The 14,850-nt window shown below is 45.5% G+C and carries 13 protein-coding genes; 8 read left to right on the top strand and 5 right to left on the bottom strand.

Annotated features, from left to right (window positions below; genetic code table 11):
* The first annotated feature begins 2 nt into the window (after window positions 1-2).
* The 3 genes from ANT_RS08010 to ANT_RS08000 all read left to right on the top strand — a co-directional run bounded on the left by ANT_RS08010 (window position 3) and on the right by ANT_RS08000 (window position 4,681).
* A complete protein-coding gene (locus ANT_RS08010; protein ID WP_013560006.1) occupies window positions 3-1,136 on the top strand; it encodes a mannose-1-phosphate guanylyltransferase in 1,134 nt (377 codons plus the stop codon).
* Window positions 1,137-1,158: 22 nt separating this feature from the next.
* Window positions 1,159-3,489 carry a type I DNA topoisomerase gene (gene topA / locus ANT_RS08005; protein WP_013560005.1) on the top strand — a complete coding sequence of 777 codons (2,331 nt, stop codon included), beginning with the start codon at window positions 1,159-1,161 and terminating at the stop codon, window positions 3,487-3,489.
* Window positions 3,490-3,601: 112 nt separating this feature from the next.
* Window positions 3,602-4,681 carry a hypothetical protein gene (locus ANT_RS08000; protein ID WP_013560004.1) on the top strand — a complete coding sequence of 360 codons (1,080 nt, stop codon included), beginning with the start codon at window positions 3,602-3,604 and terminating at the stop codon, window positions 4,679-4,681.
* Between the two features lie 69 nt (window positions 4,682-4,750).
* Here ANT_RS08000 and greA read toward each other — a convergent pair whose 3' ends face one another.
* The 5 genes from greA to ANT_RS07975 form a co-directional block, all read right to left on the bottom strand.
* Window positions 4,751-5,218, bottom strand: coding sequence for a transcription elongation factor GreA (gene greA, locus ANT_RS07995; RefSeq protein ID WP_013560003.1), 468 nt, complete (start codon window positions 5,216-5,218; stop codon window positions 4,751-4,753).
* A gap of 84 nt (window positions 5,219-5,302) precedes the next feature.
* Window positions 5,303-6,454, bottom strand: a complete 1,152-nt coding sequence (locus tag ANT_RS07990; protein WP_013560002.1) for a deoxyguanosinetriphosphate triphosphohydrolase — start codon at window positions 6,452-6,454, stop codon at window positions 5,303-5,305.
* A gap of 13 nt (window positions 6,455-6,467) precedes the next feature.
* Window positions 6,468-7,274, bottom strand: coding sequence for an isopentenyl phosphate kinase (locus tag ANT_RS07985; protein WP_041455452.1), 807 nt, complete (start codon window positions 7,272-7,274; stop codon window positions 6,468-6,470).
* A gap of 15 nt (window positions 7,275-7,289) precedes the next feature.
* The gene (gene mvk / locus ANT_RS07980; protein ID WP_013560000.1) at window positions 7,290-8,231 is read right to left on the bottom strand and encodes a mevalonate kinase; all 942 of its coding nucleotides are present in this window, start codon (window positions 8,229-8,231) and stop codon (window positions 7,290-7,292) included.
* Window position 8,232: 1 nt separating this feature from the next.
* A complete protein-coding gene (locus ANT_RS07975) occupies window positions 8,233-9,111 on the bottom strand; it encodes a decaprenyl-phosphate phosphoribosyltransferase (RefSeq protein ID WP_013559999.1) in 879 nt (292 codons plus the stop codon).
* 80 nt (window positions 9,112-9,191) lie between these two features.
* On the opposite strand from ANT_RS07975, the gene ANT_RS07970 reads away from it, so the two are divergent.
* The 5 genes from ANT_RS07970 (at window position 9,192) to ANT_RS07950 (ending at window position 14,845) form a co-directional block, all read left to right on the top strand.
* On the top strand, window positions 9,192-9,986 hold the full coding sequence (locus ANT_RS07970) for a TlyA family RNA methyltransferase (RefSeq protein ID WP_041455451.1): 795 nt from the start codon (window positions 9,192-9,194) through the stop codon (window positions 9,984-9,986).
* Between the two features lie 81 nt (window positions 9,987-10,067).
* On the top strand, window positions 10,068-11,867 hold the full coding sequence (lepA, locus tag ANT_RS07965; protein WP_041454841.1) for a translation elongation factor 4: 1,800 nt from the start codon (window positions 10,068-10,070) through the stop codon (window positions 11,865-11,867).
* Window positions 11,864-12,901 (top strand): lysylphosphatidylglycerol synthase transmembrane domain-containing protein, encoded by a 1,038-nt coding sequence (locus ANT_RS07960; protein ID WP_013559996.1) that lies wholly within the window; start codon window positions 11,864-11,866, stop codon window positions 12,899-12,901. Before lepA ends, ANT_RS07960 begins: the two co-directional genes overlap by 4 nt.
* Window positions 12,885-14,051, top strand: a complete 1,167-nt coding sequence (locus ANT_RS07955) for a glycosyltransferase family 4 protein (RefSeq protein WP_013559995.1) — start codon at window positions 12,885-12,887, stop codon at window positions 14,049-14,051. Before ANT_RS07960 ends, ANT_RS07955 begins: the two co-directional genes overlap by 17 nt.
* Window positions 14,048-14,845 (top strand): class I SAM-dependent methyltransferase, encoded by a 798-nt coding sequence (locus ANT_RS07950; RefSeq protein ID WP_013559994.1) that lies wholly within the window; start codon window positions 14,048-14,050, stop codon window positions 14,843-14,845. Before ANT_RS07955 ends, ANT_RS07950 begins: the two co-directional genes overlap by 4 nt.
* Window positions 14,846-14,850: the final 5 nt, after the last annotated feature.

Here is a 14,850-nt window from a genome sequence, read left to right as displayed (position 1 = left end):
AAATGGACTATTCTCATTATTTTGCGGTGATTATGGCAGGTGGGGGTGGCACACGCTTATGGCCGCTTTCCCGTCAGCATCATCCAAAGCATATGATTCGCTTGGGCGGAGATCAAAGTTTCTTTCAGCAAACGGTTGAGCGTCTTAAGGGGTTGATTTCAACAAAACATATTCTTGTGGTGACTGTAAAGGAACAAGCCTCGGAATTGCAATTGCAATGTCCTGAAATTCCTGCTGAGAATTACTTGCTGGAACCTTTTCCGAAAGGAACTGCTTCGGTTGTGGGGTTGGCATCTGTAGCCATTTATGCCCGAGATCCTGAAGCCACGATGATTGTTTTGCCTTCTGATCATGTGATCAAGAATGTCGAAGCATTTCAGCATTTAGCAAAAAGTGCCTATCGACTGGCTCAGGAGAAACGTTTGGTCACTTTGGGAATTAAACCAACCCGTGCATCTACAGGGTATGGCTATATCCAGCGTGGTGAATTTCTGGGGTATTACGAGAATCTTCCTGCCTTCAGGGTGGTTAAGTTTACAGAAAAACCTGATCGTGAAACTGCTCAGCATTTCATAGAAAGTGGAAACTACGATTGGAACTCTGGTATTTTTATTTGGCGGGTGGATCAAATTAGACAGGAAATTCAAACGTCTATGCCTGAGTTATATGATGCAATGGAAAGGTTATCCTTGGTGTGGAACACCGGGCATTGGATAAAAGCCGTACAGCAAGAGTGGGCGAATTTGAAAACCGAAACAATAGATTATGGTATTATGGAAAAAACCAGCCGGGCAGTGGTATTACCGGCTGAGGGGTTGGGATGGAATGACGTTGGAGCATGGGATTCTTTCTTTGAGGTCTTTGAGCCGGATGAAAGTGGGAACGTGCTTCATCAATCCAAGCACTTGGGTTTGTCCACAAACAACACTCTCGTAGTGTCTGAGAAACCCGAAAGAGTCATTGTGACAATTGGCGTAAATGATTTGATCATTGTGGATACCTCAGATGCATTATTGGTTTGTTCCAAAGAGCAGGTGCAACGGGTAAAAGAAATCGTTGCTCTGTTTAGAGAAGGTAACAGTAAAGAACTTAAAGAACTTCTCCGATTCGGAGACGATCCCCAACGATACCTGTAGGCATATTTTTGAGGGAAAAATTATGGTAATTGAAGCCTATTGTGTAAAGTGCAAAACCAAACGAGAAATTCAGGATCCTGTTGCGGAATTTACAGCGACCGGGTCACCAGTGACCAGGGGTGTCTGCCCTGTATGTGGTACAAAGATCTTTAGATTGGGAAAAACCCCTGAACATGAAAAACTGACCCCGCCCGAATCAGTTAGAAAAGAAAAAACCAAGACGAGGTCGGGTAAACTGGTGATTGTCGAGTCCCCTGCCAAGGCGAAAACTGTGGGGCGGTTTCTGGGAAAAGGCTTCACGGTTAAAGCCTCGGTCGGGCATGTAAGAGATTTGCTCCGCTCAGAACTTTCCGTTGATATAGAACATGATTTTCAACCCAAATATCGTGTACCTAATGAGAAAAGGGCTGTTGTAAAGGAGTTGAAAGCCCTTGCTCAGGAAGCTGAGGAAATTTATCTGGCAACCGACCCTGATCGTGAAGGTGAGGCGATTGCCTGGCATCTTATGCAAGCCGCCGAAATCGACCCACGGCTTTCCAAACGGGTGGTATTCCACGAAATCACCAAGCCGGCCATTGACGAGGCGTTCTCTCACCCCCGAGAAATTAATATGGCATTGGTGGATGCTCAGCAAGCCCGGCGTGTGCTTGATCGCCTGGTAGGGTATAACCTGAGCCCTTTGCTGTGGGAAAAAGTGCGTAGCCGCTTGTCTGCTGGTCGAGTGCAATCGGTAGCTCTGAGATTGATTGTTGAGCGTGAAAGAGAAATTCAGGCGTTCATTCCGGTGGAATACTGGAGTATAGAAGCGGAACTTCAGCCTGAAGGGGTATCTTCGACTTTTATTGCAAAGTTGTCCAAAATTGATGAGCAGGATCCTGAACTTCCCAATCAAGAGGTTGTCAGCCGATACTTGGCCGATTTGGAACAAGCCCTCTTCATCATTAGCAAAATCAGGCGCAGTGAACGTCGAAGAAAACCAGCCGCCCCCTTCATTACCTCAACTCTCCAACAAGAGGCTTCTCGCCGCTTAGGCTTTACAGCGCGGCGTACGATGGCTATTGCTCAACAACTATATGAGGGTTTGGATGTGGGTGAAGGTGGGACAACGGGCTTAATCACTTACATGCGAACGGACTCAACAAATATTTCTGAAGTGGCTTTGAGGGAGGTTCGGGAATTTATCAAAGAAACTTATGGAGGTTCTTATTTGCCAGAATCCCCCCTTCAATATAAGACTCGTGCTGTTTCTGCGCAAGAAGCCCATGAAGCCATACGACCGACTTCGGTTGCGCGAACACCTGAAAAGGTCAAGCCTTACCTGTCACCAGAGCAATATAAACTTTATCAATTGGTTTGGCAACGGTTTGTAGCCTGTCAGATGGAATCTGCTGTCTACGATACATTATCTGTAGAGGTGGATGCAAAAGGAGAGGAGCATCAATACCTCTTTAGAGCAAGCGGGTCCACGTTAAAGTTCCCTGGTTTCTTGGTGGTGTATGAGGAATCTCGCGATGAGGACCAGGTTTCTGAGGATGAGGGAACAGAAACTCGTATTCCTGCCCACATTCAAGAAGGCCAGAAGCAGGAATTGGTGCGGTTAATCCCTGAACAGCATTTCACCCAACCTCCTCCGAGGTATACGGAAGCCACTCTGGTGCAAGTACTTGAAGAAAACGGTATTGGGCGTCCTTCCACATATGCCCCGATTTTATCTACCATTCAGGAACGAGGCTATGTTGTTCGTGATGGAAAGCGCCTTGTCCCCACTGAAACGGGAATCCTGGTCAATGATTTGATCGTGGCGCATTTCCCGGATATTGTGGATACAGGTTTCACCGCAAAGATGGAAGAAGACCTTGACCGTATTGCGGCAGGCAACGAAAAATGGGTAAATGTGATTCGGCAGTTTTATCAATCCTTTTCGCCACAGGTGGAAAGAGCCAGGATGTTGATGCCGGAAAGTAAATCTGAGCCTGAAAAGGTGGGGCGACAATGTCCACAATGCGGGCATGATTTAATTGTCCGATGGGGACGGTTTGGAAAATTTATTTCTTGCAGCAATTTCCCCAATTGCCGTTACACTGAACCATGGCTGGAGAAAATTGGTGTGCGGTGCCCGAAAGATGGCGGCGAAATTGTGGAAAGACGTACCCGTAAAGGACGCGTCTTTTATGGGTGTGAAAATTACCCGAATTGCGATTTCACTTCATGGAAGCGTCCAATCCCAGCGTCCTGTCCTCAATGCAGTGGAATGTTGGTCATTGCCAATAAAAGAGAGGTGCAATGCCTGTCTTGCCAGGAAATGTTCTTAATGGAGCAATTTGTGGAAAACGTTGAAGTGAATCAACCTTAATGGCACTTTCCTTGCAACAGATTCATGCAGGAATGGAGTTGCGCGCTTTCGCTCTTTAATCTACAATGATGGTGAGGTAACTCCAGCACGACACTAAAATCAGGAGCAGAACATGGAAAAGATAAGCGAACTCTTGAAACGGCCACTTGTTATTGGAATTGTTGCTTTTCTACTCGGCACAATTTTTGGCCTGGTAGTGCTGGGATGGGGGGTCTGGCCTGTCCAATGGGTGGACGCTTCTGCAAAGGAATTGCGCGAAGATTTGCGCGAAGACTATCTTCGCATGGCAATTGACTCATATACCATCAACAAAGACATCAATTTAGCCAAACAACGCCTCAACGAATTGGGAGACAAGGCTAAGGAGACGCTGGACAAAATCAAGAAAGATAATCGTTCTCAAGATGCCGGTGCCATTGGGGAGTTCGATAAAATTCTCCAGGGACAGTTGGGACCGGGAACGGGGAGTGTTTCTCCGGAATCCCAGGCTACGCCTTTGGAAGGAACTCAGGTGTCTGAAACTCAGGAGCCGGTAGCAGCAGTTACCCCTACCGAAGAAAAAGCGGCTGCGGGTACCCGTTCGAATTTGACCGTGGTTTTGGGATTGTTGTGCTTGCTTACTTTAGTAGTAGGCGGAATTCTGGCTTATCTTTTCCTCTTCAAGGGGCGAGGTCTACGCTCAAGCAGTGATGCTGGGGTTACGATTCCACGCAGCCAGCGGGCTACTTCGGTGGGTTACGAAGAAGAGGCTGGCGAGGCTCCGCTTCACACGTTTAATTCTTATTACCACTTGGGTGCTGACTTATATGACGATTCGTTCAGCATTGACTCGGTCACGGGGGAATTCCTGGGTGAATGTGGCGTTGGAATTTCTGAAACTATTGGAGTAGGTGATCCAAAGAAGGTAACAGCCTTTGAAGTTTGGGTGTTTGATAAGAATGATATCCAGACGGTTACCAAGGTGTTGATGAGTCAGCACGCTTATAATGACCCTGTCATTTCTCAGCGGTTAGCCTCCAAGGGAGAGGTTGTGCTTGCTGAGCCAGGAAAGCATCTAACCCTTGAAACAAAAACGCTTATCCTGGAAGCCAGGATTGTAAACATGGAATATGGAAAAGGCGCATTACCGGAGAATAGTTACTTTGAGGAATTTTCTCTCGAATTGAACGTATATAGAAAACCTTCGGCGTAGAATATTCCGAAAATGAAAAGCGGGGCTATCTACATCCTAGATAGCCCCGCTTTTTAGTTAAGATGCTTTTTATTCAATGGATAAAATCTTGAAAGTAATTTTTCCAGTGGGGGTTTCTGCGGTAACTACCTCTCCAACACCACGACCAATGAGCGCTTTTCCAATGGGCGATTCGTGCGAAATACGGTTTTTCTTTGGGTCGGCTTCTTTTGGTCCCACAACCTGATATGTTTCCGGTTCGAAACCTTCTTCTTGAATGGTGACCTTAGCACCTAAGTTCACTACATCCTTATGATTGTTATTTTCCTCAATCAACACATAATTATTTAGAATTTGGGTTAATTCAAGGATTCTACCTTCGAGGAACCCTTGTTCTTCCTTTGCCTGGATGTAATCGGCATTTTCTGAAAGATCGCCCTGTTGAATAGCAAAGCGCAGGCGTTTGGATAATTCTTCTCGCGCGGGTCCCTTTAAGTATTCTAATTCTTCCTGCAATCTTCGCAGTCCATCTGCTGTAAGATAATGTATCTCAGCCATATTCCATCACCTTAAACCTGAAGATGGCGGAATTTTACCTGATTTATGCAGGATTGACAATTTGAAATTTAGAAAACTCTTACATTAAGGCAATCGAGTTGGGTCAAACAATTTCTGATGTTCTTCTATAGCATACCGATCTGTCATTCCGGCAATATAGTCACAAATGGTTCTTTCCAAGCCCCATTTCGGGATATTTTCCTGAACATGTTTGGGTAAAATTGTAGGTTCCTCTCGATATGCATTGAAAAGATCTGAAATAATGCGTTCGGCTTTCACTGCCATGCGAACTACACGCCAGTGACGGTAAAGATTTTTATACAGAAAATCTTTTAATTCTCTGCTCCGCCGTCTCATATCTTCACTCAATGAGACCACGTTGTAGGGCAAGCGTTGGAGTTCTTCTACTGATCTGACCAGACTTTCACGGAGTCGTTGTTCTGTGCTTTGGATGATGTCGTTCACGGTCATGCCAATCAACCGGCGAATGATTTGATGGCGGGTCATATCTGTGAGAGTTCCGCCTTTCCAGCCGATACTTTCACAGACAATTTCCCAGAGAGAGAGACCCTGTAACATGTCTACCGTGATCATACCGGAACGCAAACCATCATCCAGATCGTGAGCCGTATAGGTTAATTCGTCAGCGATATTGGCAATTTGGGCTTCCAGGTGACCTCGCAATTCTGGATTAAAATCTCTGGCATCCGCAATATCGTATTCCGTTTCGTGTTTGACAATCCCTTCAAGCACTTCCCAGGATAGATTCAATCCGGGAAACTCCGGGTATCGCCGTTCCAGTTCTGTAACGATTCGCAGGGATTGCTTGTTATGGTCAAAGCCACCAAAGTCTTTCATCAGTCTTGACAGAGTTTGTTCACCAGAATGGCCAAAGGCAGGATGTCCTAAATCATGCGCAAGGCATATGGCTTCGGTGAGGATTTCATTTGCTCCTAAAGCAACAGCAATCGAGCGCCCAATTTGGGCCACTTCTAAGGTGTGAGTTAAGCGAGTGCGATAGTAATCTCCCTCATAATTGATGAAAACCTGGGTTTTATATTCGAGTCTTCTAAATGCTGTTGTATGGAGTATCCGATCCCGATCCCGTTGAAAACAAGTTCGATAGGGGGCTTCATCTTCGGGGTACTTTCGTCCCCTAGAATTTCGGCTTTTTATCGCATAAGGAGCAAGGGTTTGCTCCTCGATTTCTTCCAAGCGTTCCCGCGTATAAGCCATGTGATCCTCCTGATTATGAGTTTCGAGAGAGGATTTTCGTTCCCATTGGAAATCCTCTCAAAGCATTCAGCACATTGCCTTTTTTCAACCCATTAAAAATCCATACCTCTAAACCTGGAACTCTCTGGCAAAGGTCAAGCATGGATTTGACTTTTTCAGCCATTCCACCGGTTACATCGGTTGCAATGGACCCGCTAATCTGGATATTTTCAGATTTTATTGTATCTTCTGAAATTTCTGTAACGAGAGAGTGGCGCAATGGAAAGTCTGCCCATACTCCCTCTTCAACGCCTGCCAGAAGGATTCGCTGGGGGCGTAAATGAAAAGAGAGTTCGGCAAATACTTCTTCGGTGGATAATATCGTTCCCCCTTGATCCAGGTCAAAAATTACATCCCCTTGTACGACCGGGATCAATCCCTTTTCTATGGCAATTTGAATCAATTGGGTTGCAATTTGAACCTTTTTCCCCTCTCGGAATGTGATTGCACTGGGGGGAAAGGCAATTACAGGGAGCCCTGCAGAAAACAAGGCATCAATGACCAATTGATTTAATGCTCGCGCATCGTACCAGACATGCACAAAACCATACCAATCTTCTAAAGTATATACGCCTTCCCGTGTGCGATACTTTTTGGCAGTAGCGTGGCCAAAGGAGCCCGAACCGTGGCCAATAATTAATCTGAGATTGGGGATTTCTCTCAGGGCTTCCCGAATTTCCCATGCAATTTGTTGGATGATCTTCGCCCTTGGAGTTCTTGGCTTGTCTTTTTCGGTAATGAGAGAGCCACCAAGTTTAAGAAAAGTCAGATTGGAGTCCATGCTCATGTCTTTAGACTACCGAATTTCTGTAGTAATTACCGTGGTTGCCCCTGCATCGCGCAAGGCTTGGGTAATTTGGGGAAGTTTCTCAGAAGATGCCAGTGCGATCATATTTCCTCCTTTTCCCCCTCCACTTAACTTGGCACCATACGCTCCAGCGTGAATGGCGGTCTCTACAAGAATATCCAATTCTTTACAGGAAACCCCCATCTCTTTGAGAAGACAGTGATTTTCCGTAAGCATGCTTCCGAGGTCAACAACATTTCCATGTTCAATCAGCTTTCGGGCGTAAAGAACAATTTGCCCAATTTTTTCGAACAAAGCGTTGTACTTTTCAGGATTTTGTTCTCGGTTTTTTCTTACTTCGGCAACAACTTCACCTGTGGGACTGGCGATTCCCGTATTCCCAATGACAATAAAGAAAGGCTTTTCTACACCAAGTAATTCGTAGGGCTTTCCTTTTTGGAAGAAAAGAGGTTGGTTGTAGGTGATCACAGTATTATCAATGCCAGATGGTGTTCCATGGTAACTGTGTTCAGCCCGAAAAGCGATTTGGCAAATAGTTTCATCGGGTAGGGGATGCCCCAGGTAATTTGCAAGCGCTCTGGCTAAAGCTACGCTTACGGCCGCTCCTGACCCTAAACCTGCAGCAACAGGGATTGTGGAGGTGATCCGGATTCTCATGGGAGGAAGATAAGACAGCCGTAAGATATTTTGTACTTCTTCGATCACAATGCGAAGGGGATCCTTAAATGCAAGTTGATTAAGGTGGGAATTCAGATGAATATCCGGTGCTTCGATGTAAACTTCGTCTGGTTTATTTGCGGGAATTGGAAGAATGAGTACTTTGGCGCGAACCTGATTTACAGGGACAGCAATGGCAGGATATCCATACACTACCGCGTGTTCGCCAAATAAGATGATTTTCCCCGGTGCGGTTGCAAAAATGCCAGTCATATTACTTGAGGTAATAGAAAATCAACAGGACTGCCAGACCGTATAAAAGCAAATCCACTTGTAATGGACGGTCACTCAGGAGCATTTCTTCGGGCGCGCCCCCTTCCTGTTTGATTTGGATTAGGTAGAGATACCGAAAAATTCCATACATCACAAAAGGAATGGTGAGCATCATCGTATGATTATCAGGTAAATTGGGTGCCGAAAACGTATAGAGACTATATGCCAGAATGGTAGAGGAAGATACAATGGTGATCAACTGATCCAGTAGGGGAAGATTGTATCCATCCAGAACCCGACGATGGGAGTTGGCATTTTCTTCCAGTAGCGTCAGTTCCGCTCTTCTCTTCCCAAATCCAAGGTATAAAGCCAGTAAGGTTGTGACAACGTAAAGCCATGGAGAAAACCGCTGAACCTCAATCACGGTAACTCCTCCGGCGACTCTCAGTACAAAACCAGCGGCGATAATCATCACATCAATAAGCGGGATATGCTTCAGCCATCCTGAGTAAGCCAGATTAATCAAAAAATATACAAGGGTGATGACTCCGAAATCTTTCGAGAGTAGAAAGGCGAGGGGAATGATTATTACTATGATCCCACCAGCGGTCATAAGTGCTACACTGACTGGCAGTTTTCCTGATGCGATGGGTCGGTTTCGCTTGGTAGGGTGAGCGCGATCGGCTTCTAAATCGATCAGGTCGTTTATGAGATATACACTGCTGGATAAGAGGCAGAAAATAAGGAAGGCACCAAAAGACCTCAAAAGAGGGTCAAAATTATGGAGACTCAATTGCCTGTCAAAGACAACGGCGGCAAATACAAAAATATTTTTTGTCCATTGACGAGGACGCATGGCTTTGAGAAGTGCGGACATCATACCTAAAATGATAGCATAAAAAATTCAGGTTTTTGCAGCGGTGACAGAGAAATGAATTGGACAATGATAAAATCATAGACATGGCAAAGGTACGTTTAGATATACTACTCGTCCAGAGGGGATTGGCTGAAAGCCGCACAGTGGCACAACGCTTGATTCTGGCAGGAAGGATTCGGGTTTCCAACGAAATCGTTACTGAACCTTCGCGTCGAGTCGAAGAAGATGTGCCTCTCAATATCGATTCAGGACCTAAATATGTTTCCAGGGGCGGGGAAAAATTAGAAGCCGCGTTAAGTGCTTTTGGTTTGGATCAACTGAGCGAGTTCGTTTGTGCAGATGTAGGAGCGTCCACGGGGGGATTTACGGATTGCTTACTTCAGCATGGCGCCCGGAAAGTTTATGCGCTTGATGTTGGTTACGGGATTTTGCATTGGCGTCTTCGGCAAGACCCTCGGGTTGTGGTAATGGAACGAACCAATGCGCGTTATGTTGAGGTGTTGCCCGAACCGGTTAATCTGGTTACAGTAGATGCTTCATTCATTTCTTTGCGGATATTGCTCCCGGTGATAAAGCGATGGCTATTTCCTCAATATGGTCATGTTATTGCTTTGATTAAACCCCAGTTTGAAGCGGGTAGAGAAGAAGTAAGCAGAGGTGAGGGAGTAATCAGGGATAGTAATGTCCATCAAAGGGTCTTGAAAGAGGTTTTATGCTCTGCTGTAGAGATGGGATATGAAGTAAAAGGACTTATACAATCTCCTTTACGGGGGCCCAAGGGAAACATTGAATTCTTAACCCACCTGGTTCCGGGAGATAAGCAGGATACTGAGATTGATTGGCTTGTCCATAGTCTATTTTCACAATTACAGGGATAATCGGATGACTTTGGTTTCTCAAGGGATTATTTAGAAGGTTACATTTTTCTGATTATAATTTCATGGTTGAAAGCGAGAAAGATGAGCACAAATATTCGCAACTTTTGCATCATTGCTCACGTTGATCACGGAAAATCAACTCTGGCAGATCGTCTTTTGCAATTAACAGGCACGATCTCAGAACGCAATATGACTGAACAGGTCCTGGACAGCATGGATCTGGAAAGGGAAAAAGGGGTCACCATCAAAGCCTCGGCAGTGCGGATGATGTACGTTGCAAAAGACGGGCAGGTATACGAATTAAACTTGATTGATACTCCAGGGCATGTAGATTTTAATTACGAGGTTAGCAGGGCTTTAGCGGCTTGTGAAGGCGCATTATTGGTTGTAGATGCCACACAAGGGATTGAAGCCCAAACACTGGCAAACCTTTATTTGGCTCTGGAAGCAGATTTAACTATTATCCCGGTTATTAACAAAATCGATTTGGTGTCTGCTCGTCCTGATGAAGTGGCTGAGGAATTAGAAAATTTATTGGGAATTCCTTCTAACCAAATCCTTCGCATTTCTGCAAAAGAGGGAATCAATGTTGAGCAAGTACTTGAAGCCATTGTTCAACTTATACCACCGCCAAAGGGTGATGTTCAGTCTCCTTTACGGGCGTTGATTTTTGATTCACATTATGACTCGTATAAAGGTGTGGTTGCTTATATTCGTGTAGTCGAAGGATCGATAAAGCCAACCGATACCCTGCGTTTAATGTCAACCGGTGTGGATATTAAGCCAATTGAAATTGGTTACTTCGCTCCGGAACTAAGACCAACGGATCATCTGGAATCTGGAGACGTAGGTTATATTGCTACTGGCCTGAAGACAGTTAGGGAATGTCGGGTTGGTGATACGATTACCCATAGCCTGCGCCCGGCAGATGAGCCTTTGCCCGGCTATCAGCATGCCAAGCCGATGGTTTTTGCGGGAATTTATCCTACGGAGGGGGAAGATTACCCGGATTTGCGCGATGCTCTCGAAAAATTACAACTCAACGATGCTTCTCTGGTATTTGAGCCTGAAACTTCTCAAGCCTTAAATTTTGGTTTCCGATGTGGTTTTTTGGGGCTTTTCCACATGGAAATCATTCAAGAGCGTTTGGAACGTGAATACGATTTGGACATTGTAGTAACTGCCCCTTCTGTGGAATATGAAGTCGTTTTACGAAGTGGTGAAGTCATTCGAATCGACTCTCCTGCTCAATTACCGGATGAGGGATTAATCGAAGAGATCCGTGAACCATGGATGCTTCTTCAAATTTTCAGCCCTACAGAGTTTTATGGGGCGATTATGGATTTGGTCACGAAACGCAGGGGCGTTTTCAAAGATCAGGAATACCCCGCAGCTAATCGCGTGCAGTTGAACTTTGAAATCCCTTTGTCGGAAATTATTGTTGACTTTTTTGACGAACTCAAGTCGCGTACCCGTGGCTTTGCTTCTATGGACTATCATTTCTTGGATTACCGACCCGGTAATCTGGTGAAATTGGAAGTTCTTGTGAATGGGGAGCCTGTGGACGCTTTGGCAACCATTGTCCATCGGGAAGAAGCCTATCACAAGGGGCAAGCCCTGGTAAGCAAGTTGAAAGAGTTAATTCCTCGTCAGTTATTTGACGTAGCTGTTCAAGCCTCCGCTTCCGGAAGAATTATCTCAAGGGCAAATATCAAAGCCTTGAGAAAAGATGTCCTAGCGAAATGCTACGGCGGGGATATTACTCGGAAGAAAAAGCTATTGGAAAAGCAAAAGAAAGGCAAGAAACGCATGAAAATGGTGGGGATGGTTGAAATCCCTCAGGAAGCCTTTTTTGCTGTTCTAAGATTGAGGGAAGAGTGAATACAAGCACGCAACGCTCTGATTCAAGTTTTTCATGGTTTTTCCAGTGGGGGATAGGTATCCTTCTGACGGGAGGGGCTATCTTTATCCTCTCCAGGATAATTGACCTGAATGAGTTTATTGTTGTCTTTCGTTCCCTCCCTTTGAAAACATTGCTGATGGTGTGGGGGATTTATCTGGTTTCTATGGTCATTCGTGCGTGGGGATGGCAAAATTTGCTCCAGCGGCGGGTTGGCTTATGGCGGGCAGTGTTGCTGATGAATGAGGGATATTTCTTAAATAATGTTTTGCCTTTTCGATTAGGGGAGTTTGGACGGGCTTACCTGGCAGGAAAATATGGAAAATCAGGTACCTTTAGCGCTTTCTCTACGGTAGTTGTTGAACGTGCTTACGATTTGGCTTTTGCCTCTTTTCTATTACTTTCTTCTTTGCCGTTTGCTTTTCAAATGCGATGGGCGCAGAATGCTGCTATAGCCCTTTTAGGTGTAATCGTGGCGGGATTGGTAGGGTTGTATTTCGCTGCCCACCACAGAGAAAAGATTGAACAAAAAATAATACATCTTGCAAGTGGGTCTGTGTTTGTGCAACGGTGGGTTTATCCCACCGTTCATGGAATGCTGGATGGTTTTTCAGTGCTTACGCGTTTTGAATTCTTTATCTTCAGTTTACTTGGGATTGGTTTTTCCTGGTTTCTGGCAATATTCAGGGATTTCTTTGTGCTTCGCGCGTTGGACCCGAGTATCCCCTTTTGGGTTACTTTGCTTGCCATCAGTTCTTCCAACTTGGGCGGTGCATTACCCTCCATGGCAGCCTCCCTTGGAACTTTTGAGGGAGCGGCAACGGGGGCTTTATCTCTGATCGGCTTGAAACCTGAACTGGGATTGGTCTATGCCTTGGTCATTCACATCGTGCATCTTGTTTCCACGACTATCATTGGAGGGATCGGAATTTCTCAGGAAGGGAAGACCATACAACAATTAATTACTGAAATACGCAACTCGCAACGGAGTGCAATGAATGCGAATTCTGATTAGCCTGACTTATTATCGTCCTCATTATTCTGGCTTAACAATTTACACTGAGCGTCTGGCAAAGGCTCTGGTATCCAGAGGTCATGAAGTAACAGTATTGACTTCACGTTTTCATGCCGACTTACCGACAGAAGAATATCGTGATGGAGTCAGAATCGTACGTTCTTCGGTGGCTTTCCGTTTGAGCAAGGGTGTTATTATGCCAAGTATGCCCTTCAAGGGATGGAATCTAATCCGCCAAGCGGATGTGATTAATGTGCACGTCCCTCAAATGGATGCCGCGTATCTGGCGGTGATGGCTCGTATTCTGGGGAAGAAGGTAGTCATGACCTATCATTGTGACCTTCTTTTACCTCGAGGCTTTATTCATCGCATGGCAAATTGGGGTTCAACGCTTGCGAATGAGGTTTCGGCGCGAGCCTCTCATTTGATTGTGACGAATACTCAGGATTATGCTTTGCATTCCGCGTTTCTGAAGAGACATCTCAGCAAAGTGCGTCCTGTTCTTCCACCCATTGAAATGCCTGTGGTGCAGAATGGAGAGATAGAACAGTTTCGTGATAAATATCGCATTAAGCCTGAAGAAAAAATTATTGGCATCAGTGCCCGCATGGCAACCGAGAAGGGAGTGGAGTATTTGGTGCAGGCGATGCCCATGATTCTGGAACGTTTCCCGCATGCCCGTGTCTTGTATAACGGACAGTACGAAAACGTTTTGGGGGAAGAGGAATATTTTAAACGCCTCATGCCCCAAATTCAGGCATTAGGGGATCGCTGGACTTTTCTTGGCATTATTCCTCCCGTTGAACAGGCGGCGTTTTTCTCGGTATGTGACGTTACAGTATTGCCCAGTATTAATTCGACGGAATCCTATGGAATGGTTCAGGTCGAGTCGATGTTTTGTGGGACTCCTGTAGTTGCCAGTGATCTTCCAGGAGTGCGACATGCTGTCCAGACCAGTGGCATGGGAACAGTGGTTCCGCCGAGAAATGCAAAAGCGCTTGCAGAAGCCATTATTCAAATCCTGGAGACGCCTGCGAACTATTGCGGAAATATTCCTGAGATTAAAACTCGTTATGCCTCTGATACAATTGCCAGTCAGTACGAAGCCATTTTCCGTGAGTTATTGGAGCAGGGAGGTTCCTCCAAATGAATGAGGAAAGGAATGAGCAAATTCTTTGGCGTCACTTGAATAGCCTGCCCTATTTTCGTGCAATGGTCAGGGCAATTGAAGATCGTTTTTATCAGGGCTTGGAACTTCCCCGTCCTATTCTTGATCTGGGGAGTGGCGATGGACATTTTACTTCTGTTACTTTCTCCCAACCTCTGGATGTAGGAGTGGACCCCTGGTGGGGACCACTCCTTGAGTCCAAAAAGTATCATGTGTACCGTTTGCTCATTCAGGGAGACGGCGGAAGATTGCCTTTTCCTTCGCAAGCATTTTCCAGTGTGATTAGCAATTCCGTTTTAGAGCATATTCCCCATGTGGATGAAGTGGTTAAGGAAATTTCCCGGATTCTTCGTCCTGGTGGGAAGTTTGTGTTTTGTGTGCCCAATCATCGTTTTCCCGAGTCTGTCCTTGGAAAACAGGTGTTGAGCCGGCTTGGTTTCTCTGCCTGGGCAGATGGGTACTCTCGTTTCTTTAATCGAATTTCCCGACATTACCATTGCGATTCAGTAGAAGTTTGGGACCAGCGTCTTTCCTCTGCAGGGTTTGTGATTGAAAAATCCTGGGATTACTTTTCGCCCAAGGCTTTGCATAAAATGGAAATTGGGCATGCTTTAGGATTGCCTGCCCTGTTTTGGAAAAAAATTGCCGGGCGTTGGATTCTATTGCCACAAAAATGGAATTTATGGTTTGCTTATCTAATCGCAAGGGAGTCATTTTCCTCCCCGTATTCTCCGGATGGGGTGTACAGTTTCTACATCACTCGAAAAGTTGATTAAACGAA

Origin of the sequence: Anaerolinea thermophila UNI-1 (assembly GCF_000199675.1) — a bacterium.
Taxonomy (GTDB): domain Bacteria; phylum Chloroflexota; class Anaerolineae; order Anaerolineales; family Anaerolineaceae; genus Anaerolinea; species Anaerolinea thermophila.
The sequence above is the reverse complement of the archived record's forward strand: the minus strand, read 5'-3'. Positions and strand labels throughout refer to the sequence as shown.

Coding starts and splice junctions, on each gene's coding strand:
- greA (WP_013560003.1), bottom strand. CDS start 5,218: ATGGCTGAGATACATTATCTTACAGCAGATGGACTGCGAAGATTGCAG.
- mvk (WP_013560000.1), bottom strand. CDS start 8,231: ATGACTGGCATTTTTGCAACCGCACCGGGGAAAATCATCTTATTTGGC.
- ANT_RS07955 (WP_013559995.1), top strand. CDS start 12,885: ATGCGAATTCTGATTAGCCTGACTTATTATCGTCCTCATTATTCTGGC.
- ANT_RS07985 (WP_041455452.1), bottom strand. CDS start 7,274: ATGGACTCCAATCTGACTTTTCTTAAACTTGGTGGCTCTCTCATTACC.
- ANT_RS08010 (WP_013560006.1), top strand. CDS start 3: ATGGACTATTCTCATTATTTTGCGGTGATTATGGCAGGTGGGGGTGGC.
- ANT_RS07950 (WP_013559994.1), top strand. CDS start 14,048: ATGAATGAGGAAAGGAATGAGCAAATTCTTTGGCGTCACTTGAATAGC.
- lepA (WP_041454841.1), top strand. CDS start 10,068: ATGAGCACAAATATTCGCAACTTTTGCATCATTGCTCACGTTGATCAC.
- ANT_RS07970 (WP_041455451.1), top strand. CDS start 9,192: ATGGCAAAGGTACGTTTAGATATACTACTCGTCCAGAGGGGATTGGCT.
- ANT_RS07975 (WP_013559999.1), bottom strand. CDS start 9,111: ATGATGTCCGCACTTCTCAAAGCCATGCGTCCTCGTCAATGGACAAAA.
- ANT_RS07990 (WP_013560002.1), bottom strand. CDS start 6,454: ATGGCTTATACGCGGGAACGCTTGGAAGAAATCGAGGAGCAAACCCTT.
- ANT_RS08000 (WP_013560004.1), top strand. CDS start 3,602: ATGGAAAAGATAAGCGAACTCTTGAAACGGCCACTTGTTATTGGAATT.
- topA (WP_013560005.1), top strand. CDS start 1,159: ATGGTAATTGAAGCCTATTGTGTAAAGTGCAAAACCAAACGAGAAATT.